The sequence below is a fragment of the Micromonospora sp. MH33 genome, assembly GCF_003013775.1.
Taxonomy (GTDB): Bacteria; Actinomycetota; Actinomycetes; order Mycobacteriales; family Micromonosporaceae; genus Micromonospora; species Micromonospora fulviviridis.
Genome location: NZ_MUYZ01000039.1, coordinates 1 through 13,253, shown reverse-complemented (window position 1 = coordinate 13,253; position 13,253 = coordinate 1). Strand labels below are relative to the sequence as shown.

The 13,253-nt window shown below is 74.2% G+C and carries 14 protein-coding genes; 10 read left to right on the top strand and 4 right to left on the bottom strand.

What is annotated here, in order from left to right:
• The first annotated feature begins 167 nt into the window (after positions 1-167).
• Together B0E53_RS09330 and B0E53_RS09325 are read left to right on the top strand one after the other, a co-directional pair.
• The gene (locus B0E53_RS09330) at positions 168-1,097 is read left to right on the top strand and encodes an RNA polymerase sigma-70 factor (protein ID WP_107075679.1); all 930 of its coding nucleotides are present in this window, start codon (positions 168-170) and stop codon (positions 1,095-1,097) included.
• Between the two features lie 61 nt (positions 1,098-1,158).
• Complete coding sequence (locus B0E53_RS09325; protein ID WP_107075656.1) at positions 1,159-1,599, top strand: nuclear transport factor 2 family protein; 441 nt, start codon at positions 1,159-1,161, stop codon at positions 1,597-1,599.
• An 89-nt stretch (positions 1,600-1,688) separates the two neighbouring features.
• On the opposite strand, the gene B0E53_RS09320 is transcribed toward B0E53_RS09325, so the two are convergent.
• Positions 1,689-2,555 (bottom strand): aminoglycoside phosphotransferase family protein, encoded by an 867-nt coding sequence (locus B0E53_RS09320; protein WP_107075655.1) that lies wholly within the window; start codon positions 2,553-2,555, stop codon positions 1,689-1,691.
• Positions 2,556-2,649: 94 nt separating this feature from the next.
• Here B0E53_RS09320 and B0E53_RS09315 point away from each other — a divergent pair, with 94 nt between their 5' ends.
• The 3 genes from B0E53_RS09315 to B0E53_RS09305 all read left to right on the top strand — a co-directional run bounded on the left by B0E53_RS09315 (position 2,650) and on the right by B0E53_RS09305 (position 5,678).
• On the top strand, positions 2,650-3,657 hold the full coding sequence (locus B0E53_RS09315) for a tyrosine-type recombinase/integrase (protein WP_107075654.1): 1,008 nt from the start codon (positions 2,650-2,652) through the stop codon (positions 3,655-3,657).
• Between the two features lie 19 nt (positions 3,658-3,676).
• Positions 3,677-4,702 carry a hypothetical protein gene (locus B0E53_RS40080; protein WP_107075678.1) on the top strand — a complete coding sequence of 342 codons (1,026 nt, stop codon included), beginning with the start codon at positions 3,677-3,679 and terminating at the stop codon, positions 4,700-4,702.
• A gap of 94 nt (positions 4,703-4,796) precedes the next feature.
• A complete protein-coding gene (locus B0E53_RS09305; protein WP_107075653.1) occupies positions 4,797-5,678 on the top strand; it encodes a tetrahydrofolate dehydrogenase/cyclohydrolase catalytic domain-containing protein in 882 nt (293 codons plus the stop codon).
• Between the two features lie 12 nt (positions 5,679-5,690).
• Here B0E53_RS09305 and B0E53_RS09300 read toward each other — a convergent pair whose 3' ends face one another.
• The gene (locus tag B0E53_RS09300; RefSeq protein WP_091321476.1) at positions 5,691-6,470 is read right to left on the bottom strand and encodes an endonuclease/exonuclease/phosphatase family protein; all 780 of its coding nucleotides are present in this window, start codon (positions 6,468-6,470) and stop codon (positions 5,691-5,693) included.
• Between the two features lie 185 nt (positions 6,471-6,655).
• Between B0E53_RS09300 and B0E53_RS09295 the strand changes: the two genes are divergently transcribed.
• From B0E53_RS09295 to B0E53_RS09285, 3 genes are all read left to right on the top strand, one after another.
• Entirely contained in the window at positions 6,656-7,429 is a 774-nt protein-coding gene (locus B0E53_RS09295; RefSeq protein WP_107075677.1) for a TSUP family transporter, read from the top strand.
• A 32-nt stretch (positions 7,430-7,461) separates the two neighbouring features.
• A complete protein-coding gene (locus tag B0E53_RS09290; protein WP_107075652.1) occupies positions 7,462-8,235 on the top strand; it encodes a GNAT family N-acetyltransferase in 774 nt (257 codons plus the stop codon).
• A 159-nt stretch (positions 8,236-8,394) separates the two neighbouring features.
• Positions 8,395-9,969, top strand: a complete 1,575-nt coding sequence (locus B0E53_RS09285) for a VWA domain-containing protein (protein WP_107075651.1) — start codon at positions 8,395-8,397, stop codon at positions 9,967-9,969.
• 55 nt (positions 9,970-10,024) lie between these two features.
• Here the strand turns inward: B0E53_RS09285 and def are convergent, their stop codons facing one another.
• On the bottom strand, positions 10,025-10,534 hold the full coding sequence (gene def / locus B0E53_RS09280) for a peptide deformylase (RefSeq protein ID WP_107075650.1): 510 nt from the start codon (positions 10,532-10,534) through the stop codon (positions 10,025-10,027).
• A 10-nt stretch (positions 10,535-10,544) separates the two neighbouring features.
• A complete protein-coding gene (locus B0E53_RS09275; RefSeq protein WP_107075649.1) occupies positions 10,545-11,333 on the bottom strand; it encodes a TetR/AcrR family transcriptional regulator in 789 nt (262 codons plus the stop codon).
• A gap of 72 nt (positions 11,334-11,405) precedes the next feature.
• Between B0E53_RS09275 and B0E53_RS09270 the strand changes: the two genes are divergently transcribed.
• Together B0E53_RS09270 and B0E53_RS09265 are read left to right on the top strand one after the other, a co-directional pair.
• The gene (locus B0E53_RS09270) at positions 11,406-12,365 is read left to right on the top strand and encodes an ATP-binding cassette domain-containing protein (RefSeq protein WP_107075648.1); all 960 of its coding nucleotides are present in this window, start codon (positions 11,406-11,408) and stop codon (positions 12,363-12,365) included.
• On the top strand, positions 12,362-13,165 hold the full coding sequence (locus tag B0E53_RS09265; protein ID WP_107075647.1) for an ABC transporter permease: 804 nt from the start codon (positions 12,362-12,364) through the stop codon (positions 13,163-13,165). The genes B0E53_RS09270 and B0E53_RS09265 overlap by 4 nt, the downstream gene beginning before the upstream one ends.
• Positions 13,166-13,253: the final 88 nt, after the last annotated feature.

The following is a 13,253-nucleotide window of genomic DNA, read 5'->3' as shown; positions in this document are numbered from 1 at the left end:
CCTGATGGTGTCGCACCGGACGACCACGAGATGCCGCCGACCCCAGCCGCCGTGACACCACGGCCACGTGACGACCGCCACAACCATCCGTACGTCCGTCGGTGTCACACGACGGCCCGCACCGGCATCTGATGGACGACACCGTCGAGACCGAACAGGAGCCGCCCATGGCCGGTACGGCGCAGACCGCACCCGACGAACGTGGCCGCCACGACCGTCCGGACCCCGCCACCGAGGCGTTCCTCGCCCACCGCAACCTGCTGTTCACCGTCGCCTACGAGATGCTCGGCTCGGCCGCCGACGCCGAGGACGTCCTGCAGGAGACCTGGCTGCGCTGGGTGCGCGTCGACCTCGACACGGTGCGGGAACAGCGGGCGTACCTGGTCCGGATCACCACCCGCCAGGCCCTCGCCCGGCTGCGCACGCTCGGCCGCCGCAAGGAGTCCTACGTCGGCCCCTGGCTGCCCGAGCCGCTGCTGACCGCACCCGACGTGGCCGAGGACGTCGAGCTGGCCGACAGCGTCTCGATGGCGATGCTGCTCGTACTGGAGACGCTCACGCCGACCGAGCGGGCGGTGTTCGTCCTACGCGAGGTGTTCGAGCTGCCCTACGACGAGATCGCCGAAGCCGTCGACAAGAGCGAGGCCGCGGTCCGCCAGATCGCCCACCGGGCCCGGGGCCACGTCGCGGCCCGCCGGCCTCGCGGCGTCACGTCCGCGGCCGAGACCCGCGACGCCCTCGAGGCGTTCCGGAAGGCCACCGAAACCGGCGACCTGCAGGGCCTGCTCGACATCCTCGCGCCGGACGTCGTCTTCCTGGGCGACGGCGGGGGAGTCCGGCAGGCCGTCCCGCGGCCCGTCGTGGGGGCCGACAAGGTGGGCCGCCTGCTGGCCGCCGGGCTGGGCAGGATCGCCGCCCTGATGTCGCTGCGGCCCGCCGAGGTCAACGGCTACCCGGCGCTGATCCTCCAGCAGGGCGACGAGGTCGACACCGTCCTGGCGGTGCGCATCGACGACGGACTCGTCACCGGGCTCTACGCCGTGCGCAACCCGGAGAAGCTCTCGCACATGGAACGGGAGATCACCCTGAGCCGCTGAGTCATGAGCCATAGTGTCGGATGCGTCAAGATCCCAACGCGGGGGAGAGGTACGGGAAGCCATGCCGAGCCAGCGTGAGGCCGACGAAGCCAGGATCCGTCAGCAGATCGACAAGATCGTCGAAGGACTCCGGGGCAAGGATCTCGAGGGCCTGAAGCAGCTCTACACCACGGGCGTGGTGTCCTTCGACGTCGAGCCGCCGCTGCAGCACGTCGGGGTGGACGCGAAGCTCAAGAACTGGGCGAACGTGTTCGCGGTCTTCGAGACAGTGGCCTACGAGATTCGCGAGCTGACCCTCACCGTCGGTGAGGACGTGGCGTTCGGACACGCCTTCGGCCGGCTCAGCGGCACGCTGAACGACGGGAGGGCGACGAACGGCATGTGGGTGCGGGTCACCTACTGCTTCGAGAAGATCGGCGGCACGTGGCTGATCGCGCACGACCAGGTTTCGGTGCCGCTCGACGTCCGCAGCGGCAAGGGGATGGTCGACCTCCAGCCCTGACCGCGCCGCGGACGCGTCCTGATCACCGTCCCTGTAGCGTCGATAATGCACATTATGTCAAGTAGGCAGGTTGCGACCCTCCCCACGGCTCAGTCCACGACCGGGTCGGTGAGGACCGCCGCCAGGGTCCGCGACTGCTCCTCGTTCCGGTCGTCGGCCGCCAGCGTGATGAGGGCCTTCCACAGCGCCCAGCCACGGGCACGCCGCCAGGCGTCGTCGGGCAGACCGACCGCCTCCCGGAACAACTGGCGCTCCGGACCGGCGAACCAGGTCCACGCCGGCACCAGGTCGCAGGCGGGATCCCCGACGCCGCAGGTGCCGAAGTCGATGACCGCGGACAGCCGCCCCTCCGCGACGAGCAGGTTCCCGACGGCCACGTCGCCGTGGAACCAGACCGGCGCCGCCGGCCAGGCCGAGGTCAGCGCCCGCGCCCAGACGTCCTGGCAGGTGGCCGTGTCCACCCGGCCGCCCAGCGCATCGAGGGCCTGTTCGACCTCGTCGCCGTAGGCGCTCGGGTGGCAGCCCCGAAAGCAGGAATGCCGCCCGGCCGCCGGACCTCCCACGGTGGGCGCCCGCCGCAGGGCGGTCAGGAACGCGCCGAGGTCGCCCGCCACGGCCGACCGGTCGACCTCCCCGGCGGCCCCGAGGGTGTCGCCGGGCAGCCAGCGCCGCACCGACCAGGGGTACGGGTAGCCGGCGCCGGGCCGCCCGGTGGCCACCGGTTCGGGTACGGGCAGCGGCAGGTGGCGGGCCAGCACCGGCAGCCAGCGGTCCTCCTTGGCGACGCCGGACACGTAGCCCTCCGCGCTGGGCAGCCGCACGACGAGGTGGTCACCGAGGCGGAACGTCCGATTGTCCCACCCCTGCCGGGCCACGGCGGCGACCGGCAGGTGCGCCCACCGCGGGAACTGTTCGGCGACGAGCCGGCGTACCAGTTCCTCGTCGATGTCCACCACGAACCCAGTCTGCGTGCCGCGGCAAGTGGTTTCCCCGTGTCGCTCCCCCACACCGTGGCTGGCGGGAACGCGAAAATCATGCATAATATGCCTTATGCATGACAAACCGGACGAACCGGTAGGACGATTGATCGAGGAGTTCCTCACCGCCCGGGCCACCCGCAAGCCCTCCCCCCACACCCTGGCGGCCTACCGGCGGGACCTGACCACCGTGGCGGGCCTGGTGGCGGCCGACGACGGGACCACTCCCCTCCCCCTCGACCGGCTTCCGGTCTCCGCCCTGTCCCCCCGCGTCATGCGCGCGGCGTTCGCCCGCTTCGCCGCGCCCCGCGCCGCCGCCTCGGTCCATCGTGCCTGGTCCACCTGGAACAGCTTCTTCACGTTCCTGGTCGCCGAGGGCGTCGTACCCGGGAACCCGATGCCGGCGGTGGGGCGGCCCCGCACCCCGCTCCCCCAGCCCAAGCCGTTGCGCGGCGAGGACACCCCGGAGGAACTGCTGGCCGCGGTGGCCCGGGAGGACGGCCGGCAGCGCGACCCGTGGCCGGAGCGGGACCTGGCCGTGCTGGCGTTGGCGCTGTGCGCGGGGCTGCGCCTGTCGGAGCTGCTGGCGCTGCGGGTGGCGTCGGTGGCCGGCCGGGCCGGCGAGCGGCGGGTCGACGTGGCGGGCAAGGGTGGGCGGCCGCGGACGGTGCCGATCGAGGCGGGCGTGGACCGGGTGCTGGCGGACTACCTGGACAGTCGGCGGTGGCGGTTCGGGGCGCGCAGCGTCCGGCCGGACTCGCCGCTGCTGGTGGACCGGCGGGGTGAGCCGTTGCGCCGGGGTGGCCTGCAGTACCTGGTGGAGTCGTGTTACCGGCGGGCGGGGATCGGTGACCGGGTGCCGCGGGGGGCGCGGTTGCACGCGTTGCGGCACACGTTCGCCACGCGGTTGGCCGAGGACGGGGCGAGCGCGGCGGAGATCATGCGGTTGCTGGGGCACGCGTCGTTGGCGTCGTCGCAGACGTACATCGAGGTGACGGCGGGTCAGCAGCGGGCGGCGGTGGCCTCGAACCGCACGAACCGGGCCCTGGCCGGTCTGGTGGGGCAGCGGGAGGGGCGCTGAGCGGGGCAGCATGGTCGGGATGCGGGTGGGTGCGGCGCGGGCGGTGGCGGTGGAGTGGGTGCGCGAGCGGATGCGCCGGGACCCGTCGATCGGGGGTGCGTTCTTCAGCGGGTCGACGGTGGGTCTGCCGGATGAGGCGGTGTTGCCGTCGTGGTCGGACGTGGACGTGCTGCTGGTGCGGGACGGGCCGGCGGCGAAGCTGGGCAAGTTCCGGCACCGTGGGGTGCTGTTGGAGGTCTCGACGGTGACCTGGGCGGAGTTGGGGTCGCCGGAGGACGTGCTGGGGTCGTGGGTGTTCGCGCCGATGTTCCGGACGGACGCGGTGATCGCGGATCCGTCGGGTCGGCTGGCGGGTATCGGTGAGCGGGTGGCGGCGGGGTTCGCGGATCCGGTGTGGGTGCGGCGGCGGTGTGCCGGGGTGCGGCGGCGGATCGAGGACGGGCTGGCCCGGTGGGACGACGGGGCGTCGCTGCCGGAGCAGGTGTTGGCGTGGGTGTTCCCGACGTCGGTGCTGGCGGTGTGGCCGGCGGTGGCGGGGTTGCGGGATCCGACGGTGCGGCGGCGGTACGTGCGGGCGCGGGAGGTGCTGGGCGGGTGCGGGTTCGGTGACCGGTATCCGGAGCTGCTGGCGTCGCTGGACGGCGGCGGGGTGGGGCCGGATCGGGTGCGGGAGCACCTGGCGGGGTTGGCGGTGACGTTCGACGAGGCGGCGCGGGTGGCGCGTACCCCGTTTTCGTTCGTGGCGGACCTGTCGGCGGCGGGGCGGCCGGTGGTGGTGGACGGTAGCGCGGAGCTGGTGGCGGCGGGCGCGCACCGGGAGGCGATGTTCTGGATCGTGGTGGCGTATGCCCGGTGTCACGCGGTGCTGGCGGTGGACGCGCCGGAGCGGGAGCGGGTGTTGCGGCCGGCGTTCGAGGCGGTGTTGGCGGATCTTCGGGTGGCGTCGGCGGCGGATCGGCGGCGGCGGGCGGCGGCGCTGCTGGGGTCGTTGCCGCGGTGGCAGGCGGTGGCGGATGCGGTCGCGGAGCGCGCTGTGGCAGGCTGAGGGGTGAACGCGACTGGCGGCACGGAGGATGGGCAACCATCGGGGAGCTCGTCGCGGGGGTCGACCGCCTGGGCCTCCGCGGGCGGGGTGCGGCATGTCTTCTTCGGGTACGACGACGGCGCGGCTGCTGCCGGGTGCGCCGGTGGCGGAGCAGGTGTTGGCGGAGGTCGCCGAGTCGGTGGTGGCGCTGCGCGCGGCGGGGGTCACGCCGGCGTTGGCGACGGTGCTGGTGGGCGACGACGACGCGAGCGCGGGTTACATCCGGATCAAGCAGCGGCAGGCGGCGGAGCTGGGCTTCGTGTCGCCGCACGTGCATCTGCCGGCGTCGGCGTCGCAGGCGGATCTGCATGCGGTGCTGGCGGATTTCAACGCGGACAAGGCTGTGCACGGGGTGCTGGTGCAGTATCCGATTCCGGGGCATCTGGACTATGACCGGGCGCTCGCGGAGCTGGACCCGGACAAGGACGTGGACGGGATGCATCCGGTGAACATGGGCCGGTTGGCGTTGGGGTTGCCGGGCCCGTTGCCGTGTACGCCGGCGGGGATCGAGGCGTTGCTGGCGTTCCACGGGGTGCCGGTGGCGGGTCGGGAGGTGGTGATCCTGGGTCGGGGCGCCACGTTGGGCCGGCCGTTGGCGATGTTGCTGGCGCAGAAGCGGCCGACGGCGAACGCGGCGGTGACGGTGGTGCACACGGGGGTGCCGGACTGGCCGCGGTACACGCGGCGGGCGGAGATCCTGGTGGCGGCGGCCGGGGTGCCGGGGATTATCCAGCCGGAGCATGTGCGTCCGGGTGGTGTGGTGGTCGGCGGTGGGGTGCGTTACGAGGGGCGGCGGCTGCTGCCGGACGTGGACGAGTCGTGTGCCGAGGTGGCGGGGGCGATCACGCCGCGGGTCGGCGGGGTGGGTCCGACGACGGTGGCGATGCTGTTCCGTAACGCGGTGCGGGCGGCGCAGCGGGCGTCCGGGCTGGGCTGAGGCGCCGGGCGGTCAGCCGAGGTCGACCAGGAGGGGCCGGTGGTCGGAGATGGTGGACAGCGGGGTGTCGACGGCGGTGACCGGGGGTAGCCGGTCCAGGCCGCGCCGGTCGGCGAGGATGTGGTCGAGTTGTACCCGGGGTTGCCCGGCCGGGTAGGTGGGGCGCCGGCCGAGCGGTCGCCAGCGGGACAGCAGCGCGGCGGGTCCGGCGGGCAGGTTGAGGTCGCCGAGGAGGATCCGGGGGGCGGGCAGGGTGCGCAGGGCGCGTACGACGCGGCGCAGTTGCAGGATGTTCCAGCCGGGCACGAAGGACAGGTGGGTGGCGGCGACGGTGAGCGGCCCGTGCGGGGTGTCGAGGACGGCGGCGAGCACGACGCGGGGTTCGTCGCGGAGCAGGACGAGCCCGCCGCCGGGGCCGGGGACGTAGATCGGTGACCGGACGGGGGCGGGCCGCAGCCGGGTGACCTGCCAGGAGCGGACGGGGTGGCGGCTGACCAGGCCGATGCCGTAGAGGGGTTCGCCGTGGCCGTCGTCGTCGTGGGTGAGGGGGCGGAACTGTTCGCCGGGGGTGCCCACGACGGCGGCGGCGAAGCGGTGTTCGGGGGCGTCGAGGGCGCGGGCGGCGATGGCGGTGAGGTCGAGGTTGCCGCTGCGGGACTGGTCGCGGTCGACCTCCTGCAGGGCGAGGACGTCGGCGTCGAGTGCGGTGACGGCGGCGGCGAGCCGGTCGGGGTCGACGAGCCCGTCGGTGAGGGACCGGCCGTGCAGCAGGTTGAAGGTGGCCAGGCGCACCTGCACACCCTACGTCCGCGTGGCAGGCTTGCCGGGTGCTGAAGGCGTTGCTGTGTTCGATGCTGGTGTTCGTGGCGGTGGCGTGGGTGGGGCTGTGGTTGCGGCGGCGTCGGGGGCGTTGAGCTGCGGTGAGGCTGGCCACAGGGGGTCTCGTCGGGGTGGTGGGGCTGGGCAGAATGCGGCCCGTGGATCCTGTGTCGCTGACGACCCTGTTGAGCGCGGCCGCCCTGGCGGGCTGGGTGGACGCCGTGGTGGGCGGCGGTGGGCTGTTGCTGTTGCCGGCGTTGCTGCTGGGCGCGCCGGGGGTGCCGGTGGCGACGGCGTTGGGCACGAACAAGCTGGCGGCGATCTTCGGTACGTCGACGGCGGCGGTGACGTACGCGCGGCGCACGAAGTTGGACTGGGCGGTGGCGGGTCCGGCGGCGGGGTTGGCGGTGCTGACGGCCGGGTTGGGCGCGGCGTTGGCGGGGGCGGTGCCGGCGGGGGCGTACCGGCCGGTGGTGCTGGTGGTGCTGGTGTCGGTGGCGGTGTTCGTGCTGACCCGGCCGCGGCTGGGCGTGGTGTCGGATCCGGGGCGGCGTACGCCGGTGCGGGTGGTGGTGGCCGTGGCGGTGGCGGGGCTGGGCATCGCGCTGTACGACGGGTTGATCGGTCCGGGCACCGGCACGTTCCTGGTGTTGGCGTTCACCGCGCTGCTGGGGTCGGATTTCGTGCACGCCTCGGCGATGGCGAAGGTGGTCAACGCGGGTACGAACCTGGGGGCGCTGGTGGTGTTCGCGGCGACCGGGCACGTGTGGTGGCTGCTGGGCGCGGCGATGGCGGTGTGCAATGTGGCGGGGGCGGCGGTGGGCGCGCGGATGGCGTTGCGGCGTGGTTCGGGTTTCGTGCGGGTGGTGCTGCTGGTCGTGGTGGTGGCGTTGGTGGGCAAGCTGGGCTATGACCAGTGGGTGGCGGCGTGAGGGGTTGAGGGCCGCCGTGTGATCATCGGCGGGTGCCTGTCCGCGCTGAACACGACCGTGCCGTCCTCGCCGAGTTGCTGGGTCGGGACCCGGTGCTGCACGCGTACCAGTTGGGTGACCTGGACGACTTCTTCTGGCCGTACACCTCCTGGTATCGGCGGGGCGATGAGGTGGTGCTGCTCTACCACGGTGTCGAGCTGCCCACTCTGCTGGCGTTCGCGCCGCCGGAGCGCGCCGGGGACCTGGCGGCGTTGCTGACCGAGGCGGCGCCGGTGTTGCCGGCGCGGCTGTGGGCGCACCTCTCCCCCGGCCTGGACGCCACGGTGGCCCGCTGGTACGCGGTGTCCGACGCCGCCGTGCACCACCGGATGGCGCTGACCGATCCGGCGCGGCTGGCGGCGGTGTCCCCGGCCGGGGAGCCGTTGGGCCGCGCGGACCTGCCGGAGTTGCGGGAGTTGTACGCGAGCGCGTACCCGGGGAACTGGTTCGACCCGCGGATGCTGGACACCGGCCGGTACGTGGGGGTGCGGGAGGCCGGCCGGCTGGTCGCGGTGGCCGGGGTGCACGTGTGGTCGCCGACGTGGCGGGTGGCCGCCCTGGGCAACGTGACGACCCGTCCGGAGGCCCGGGGCCGGGGTCTGGCCGGGGCGGCCGTGGCGGCGCTCTGCGCGGGGCTGCGGACCACCGTCGACCATGTGACGCTCAACGTCAAGGCCGACAACGTCGCGGCGGTACGCCTCTACGAACGGCTGGGGTTCACCCGGGTGGCCGAATTCACCGAGTGCGCGCTGCACCGCCTTCCGTGACCGCCTGACCGGTCAGTCTGTGCTGTCCAGTCGCCACGCCGGGTCAACAACCCGACCCTGACCTGGGCTGATGTCGGACCCGCCCGGCGCCGCCCAGCCCATAGCGTCTGCCTTCGAGGCCGCGCCCGGGGCGGGCGCGGCGGAGCTGAAGGAGACACGATGGGTTTCACAGCAGTGCCTCACGGGCGAAGAACGGCGGTGACCGTGGCCGCCGCCGTGACCGCGGTGATGACCGCGGTTTCGGCGCCCGCCTGGGCGGCGCCCGGCGTCGACCCGGCAACCGTGGACCGGTCCGCCGACCCCGGCACCAGCATTCCGATCAGCAAGGTGGTCTCGACGCCGCCGATCCCGCCGAACCCGGACGTCGTGCTGCTGGTCGACACGACCGGCAGCATGGGCCCGGCGATCGCCAACGTCCGCACCAACCTGCAGCAGGTGATCACCAATGTGCGCGGGGCGCAGCCCAGCGCACAGTTCGCGGTGGCCTCCTACCGGGACGAGGGTGACGGCGCGGAGCTGTTCCGGGTCCGGCAGAACCTGACCGGCGACGCCACCGCGCTGCAGAACGCGGTAGACGGGCTGGCCGCCGGGGGCGGCGGCGACGTCCCGGAGGCGTGGGTGAACGGGCTGTTCCAGGTCTCCGACGGGGGCATCGCCTACCGTTCCGGCAGCAGCCGGATCGTGGTGCTGGTGGGCGACGCGCCCAGCCACGACCCGAGCGCCGGGCACACCCTGGCGCAGGCCACCGCCGCGCTGCAGGCCGACGACGCCCGCGTGCTCGCGGTCGACGTCACCGGCGGGGGCGGCGGCCTGGACGCGGTCGGCCAGGCCACCGCGGTGGCCGCCGCCACCGGCGGGCAGGTGGTCGGCAGCGCCCCGGACACCGTCACCGCGGCGATCCTGTCCGGGCTGCGGGACCTCGACGTGACCGTCGCGCCGCAGGTGGTCTGCGACCCGGGCCTGTCGGTGAGCTTCGACGCGCCGTCGAAGACCCAGCAGAGCGGCACCGACGTGCCGTTCGCCGAGACCATCACGGTGGCCGGCGACGCCCCGCAGGGCGCCACCCTGCACTGCACGGTGGACTTCCTGCTCAACGGCCTCTCCGGCGGGCCGGCGTTCGTCGAGCACATCTCGGTGACGGTCAACGACGTGACCCCGCCGACCGTGGTCGTGGACGACCGGACCGTGGAGGCCACCAGCCCCGCCGGCGCGGTGATCAACTACCCGGCGAGCGCCACCGACAACGTCGACGGTCCGCTCACCCCGACCTGCGCGCCGTCGCCCGGCAGCACCTTCCCGCTGGGCGCCACCACGGTCACCTGCACCGCCACCGACGCCGCCGGCAACACCGGCAGCGACACCGCGGTGATGCGGGTGGTCGACACCACGGCGCCGGACACGCGGTGCGTGCCGACGAACAACCCGAGCGGCGGCAACATCCCCGGCTCGTACAACCCGGACGGGTTCTACCAGCTGACCGCGACCGACATCGTCGACACCGCCGTCGTGGTGTACATTTCCGACGCCGCCGACCGGTCGGTGCGGTTCGGGCCGTTCCCGGCCGGCACGAAGATCAAGCTGGTGCAGGCGCCGGGCGCGCAGTCCCGGGTGAAGGACGGCACCGGCGACATCGACTACAAGGTGACGCTGCGCGGCGACGCGATCATCACCGGTGTGGACGACTCCGGTAACACCTCGACCGCGACCTGCCTGGTGGCTCCGCCGCCGAAGTGACCCGTCGCGAGGAGAACGTGCGGGGGTGGCGTCGCGCCACCCCCGCACCGCGCGGTCAGCGGCCCCGGCTGGGCGAGTCGAACCGGCCGGCGCGGATCTCCCGCAGCGCCCGGCGGCGGGTGTCGCCGCGCAGGGTGTCCACGTACAGGCGGCCGTGCAGGTGGTCGGTCTCGTGCTGCAGCGCGCGGGCCAGGAACCCGCTGCCGGCGATGGTCAGCGGCTCGCCGTGCTGGTTGACGCCGTGCGCCGTGGCGTGCATGGCCCGCGGCGTCGGGAAGTACAGCCCGGGGATGGACAGGCAGCCCTCCTCGTCGTCCTGGCGCTCCTCGGACAGCTCCAGGGTCGGGTTGATCAGGTGGCCGCGGCGCCCGTCGGCGTCGTAGACGAACACCTGCGCGTTCACCCCGATCTGCGGGGCCGCCACCCCGGCGCGGCCGGGCGCGCCGAGCAGCGTGTCCATGAGGTCCTGCACGAGCGCGCGCAGCTCGGCGTCGAAACTGGTCACCGGCTCGGACGGGGTGCGCAGCACGGGGTCGCCGATGATCCGGATCGGGCGCATAGTCATGCCCGGAAGGCTATCGGCCCGTTACGCCGGCCGATGCCGCGCCCGCCCGGTCGCGGACCAGGACCTCGATGCCGTCGAGCAGTCGGGCCAGCCCGAACTCGAAGGCCCGGGCCGGGTCCCCGGCGGCCTGGTACTCCTGGCCGGCGGTGGTGCCCACCCGGGCGGCGAGCGGGAACCGGCCCGGGTCGAGGACCTTCTCCAGGTACGGCGCGTGCGCGTGCCACCACTGCTGCTCGGTCATCCCGGTGTCCCGGCTGGCCTGGGCCGTCTCCACGGCGGGGCGGGCCGCGCCGTGCACGTAGCCGGTGACCAGGGTGACCACGGCGTCCATCTCCAGGTCGGTCAGGCCGATCCCGTCGACGGCGCGCAGCTCGTACTCGTACTTGGCGATCACGTTCGGGCCCAGCGGCGGCCGCGTGGTGGCGACCTGCAGCAGCCACGGGTGGCGAAGGTAGAGGGCGAAGTTCTCCCGGGCGATCTGCGCCAGCCGGCCCCGCCAGCCGCCCGGCACCTCGTCGGGGCGGGCGGTCTCGCCGTAGACGGTGTCGAGCATGACGTCGAGCAGCTCGCCCTTGCCGGGCACGTGCGTGTAGAGGGTCATGGTGCCCACCCCGAGCCGCTCGGCGACCCGGCGCATGGACAGCGCGGCCAGTCCTTCGGCGTCGGCGACCTCGATGGCCGCCCGCACGATCCGTTCCACGGAGAGGTCGCCGCCCTTGCGGCTGGGCTTGTCCCGGGTACGCCAGAGCAGGGCGAGGCTGCGCGCCGGGTCCCCGGTGCCGCTGTACTCGGTGGTCACCCGCCGACTGTACCGACCCCTCTTCCCGTATGGTGTACGGTACGGCGTACCGGAGCAACGATCGGAGGGGCGATGGGACCGGACGGACCGGCGATCGAGGCGGAGGGCCTGCGCAAGCGCTACGGCGACCAGGTCGCGCTGGACGGGGTCGACCTGGCCGTGCCGGCCGGCACGGTCTGCGCGGTGCTCGGCGTGAACGGGGCCGGCAAGAGCACCCTGGTCCGCATCCTGACCACCCTGCTGCGCGCCGACGCCGGGGTGGCCCGGGTCGCCGGGTTCGACGTGCGCCGGCAGGCCGACCGCGCCCGCGCGCACCTGGGTCTGGTCGGCCAGCACGCGGCGGTCGACGAGATCCTCGGCGGCCGGCAGAACCTGGTGCTCTTCGGCCGGCTGCACCACCTCTCCGCGGCCCGGGCGGCGGCCCGCGCCGACGAACTGCTCGACCGCTTCGACCTGCGCGCGGCCGCCGACCGGCCGGTGGCCACCTGGTCCGGCGGGATGCGCCGCCGGCTGGACCTGGCCGCCGCGCTGATCGTCGACCCGCCGGTGCTGTTCCTCGACGAACCCACCACCGGCCTGGACCCGCGCGCCCGCAGCGACGTCTGGGACACGGTCCGCGGCCTGGTCGACGCCGGCGCCACCGTGCTGCTGACCACCCAGTACCTGGAGGAGGCCGACCGGCTGGCCGACAGCGTGCGGGTGCTCGACCACGGCCGGGTGACCGCCGCCGGCACCCCGGAGGAGCTGAAGTCGACCCTCGGCGGCGACCGGATCGACATGGTGCTGCACCACCCCGACGACCTGGCCGCGGCCGCGGCGGCGGTCACCGCCGCCACCGGCGTCGCGCCCACCGTCGACCGCGCCGCGCTGCGGCTCAGCGTCCCGGTCACCGACCGGGTCGCCGCCCTGGCCGCGGTGCTGCGCGCCGTGGACGCCGCCGGCCTGCGCGCCGGCGACGTGGCGGTCCGCCGTCCCACCCTCGACGAGGTGTTCCTGCACCTCACCGACGTCCGCACGGAGGTGCCGGCGTGACCGTCCTGCCGCGCAACGCCCGCTGGGCCGTCGCCGACACCGCCACCCTGACCGGCCGGACCCTCGCCCACTGGGCGCGCCGCCCCGGCGAGGTGCTGGTGGGCCTGCTCTTCCCCGTCCTGCTGCTGCTGATGTTCGGCTACCTCTTCGGCGGCGCCATGGCCGTCCCCGGCGGCGCCGACTACCGGGAGTTCCTGCTGCCCGGCATGGTGGCCATGACCATGATCTTCGGCGTGGAGACCACCTACACGGCGGTGGCCGTGGACACCGCGCGCGGGGTGACCGACCGGTTCCGGTCGTTGCCGATGAGCCGCGCCGCGGTGGTCACCGGCCGGGCCCTGGCCGACCTGCTGCACTCCGCGGCGGCCCTCGCGGTGGTGCTCGGCTGCGGCGTCCTGGTCGGCTGGCAGCCGCACCGCGGCCCGCTGCGCGCCCTGGCCGCCGTGGCGCTGCTGCTGCTCCTGCGTTTCGCGATGATCTGGCTCGGGGTGTACCTGGCGCTGCTGCTGCGCCGCCCCGAGACGGTCGCCGCGCTGCAGATCCTCGTGTGGCCGCTGGGCTTCGCCTCCAACGCGTTCGTCGCCCCGGCCACCATGCCCGGCTGGCTCGCCGCGGTCGCCGCTTGGAACCCGCTGTCGGCCACCGTCGCCGCCGGCCGGGACCTGTTCGGCAACCCCGGCTGGGGCGCCGACTCCTGGCCGGCCGAGCACGCCGTGGCCCTGGCGGTGGCCTGGCCGCTGCTGCTGGTCGCCGTGTTCCTGCCGCTGTCCGTGCTCCGCTGGCAGCGCCTGGGCCGGTGAGCGGGCCGGGCAGGCACGGCCCGCTCACCGGCCGGGCCCGGCCCGCAGCCGGTCCGGTCACGGGCCGGCCGGGTCCCGACGGCCCGGT

What these genes read in the sequence shown, in the direction of transcription:
- B0E53_RS09305 (WP_107075653.1), top strand. Translation starts at nt 4,797, where the DNA reads ATGTCTTCTTCGGGTACGACGACGGCGCGGCTGCTGCCGGGTGCGCCG.
- def (WP_107075650.1), bottom strand. Translation starts at nt 10,534, where the DNA reads ATGACTATGCGCCCGATCCGGATCATCGGCGACCCCGTGCTGCGCACC.
- B0E53_RS09330 (WP_107075679.1), top strand. Translation starts at nt 168, where the DNA reads ATGGCCGGTACGGCGCAGACCGCACCCGACGAACGTGGCCGCCACGAC.
- B0E53_RS09270 (WP_107075648.1), top strand. Translation starts at nt 11,406, where the DNA reads ATGGGACCGGACGGACCGGCGATCGAGGCGGAGGGCCTGCGCAAGCGC.
- B0E53_RS40080 (WP_107075678.1), top strand. Translation starts at nt 3,677, where the DNA reads ATGCGGGTGGGTGCGGCGCGGGCGGTGGCGGTGGAGTGGGTGCGCGAG.
- B0E53_RS09325 (WP_107075656.1), top strand. Translation starts at nt 1,159, where the DNA reads ATGCCGAGCCAGCGTGAGGCCGACGAAGCCAGGATCCGTCAGCAGATC.
- B0E53_RS09285 (WP_107075651.1), top strand. Translation starts at nt 8,395, where the DNA reads ATGGGTTTCACAGCAGTGCCTCACGGGCGAAGAACGGCGGTGACCGTG.
- B0E53_RS09315 (WP_107075654.1), top strand. Translation starts at nt 2,650, where the DNA reads ATGCATGACAAACCGGACGAACCGGTAGGACGATTGATCGAGGAGTTC.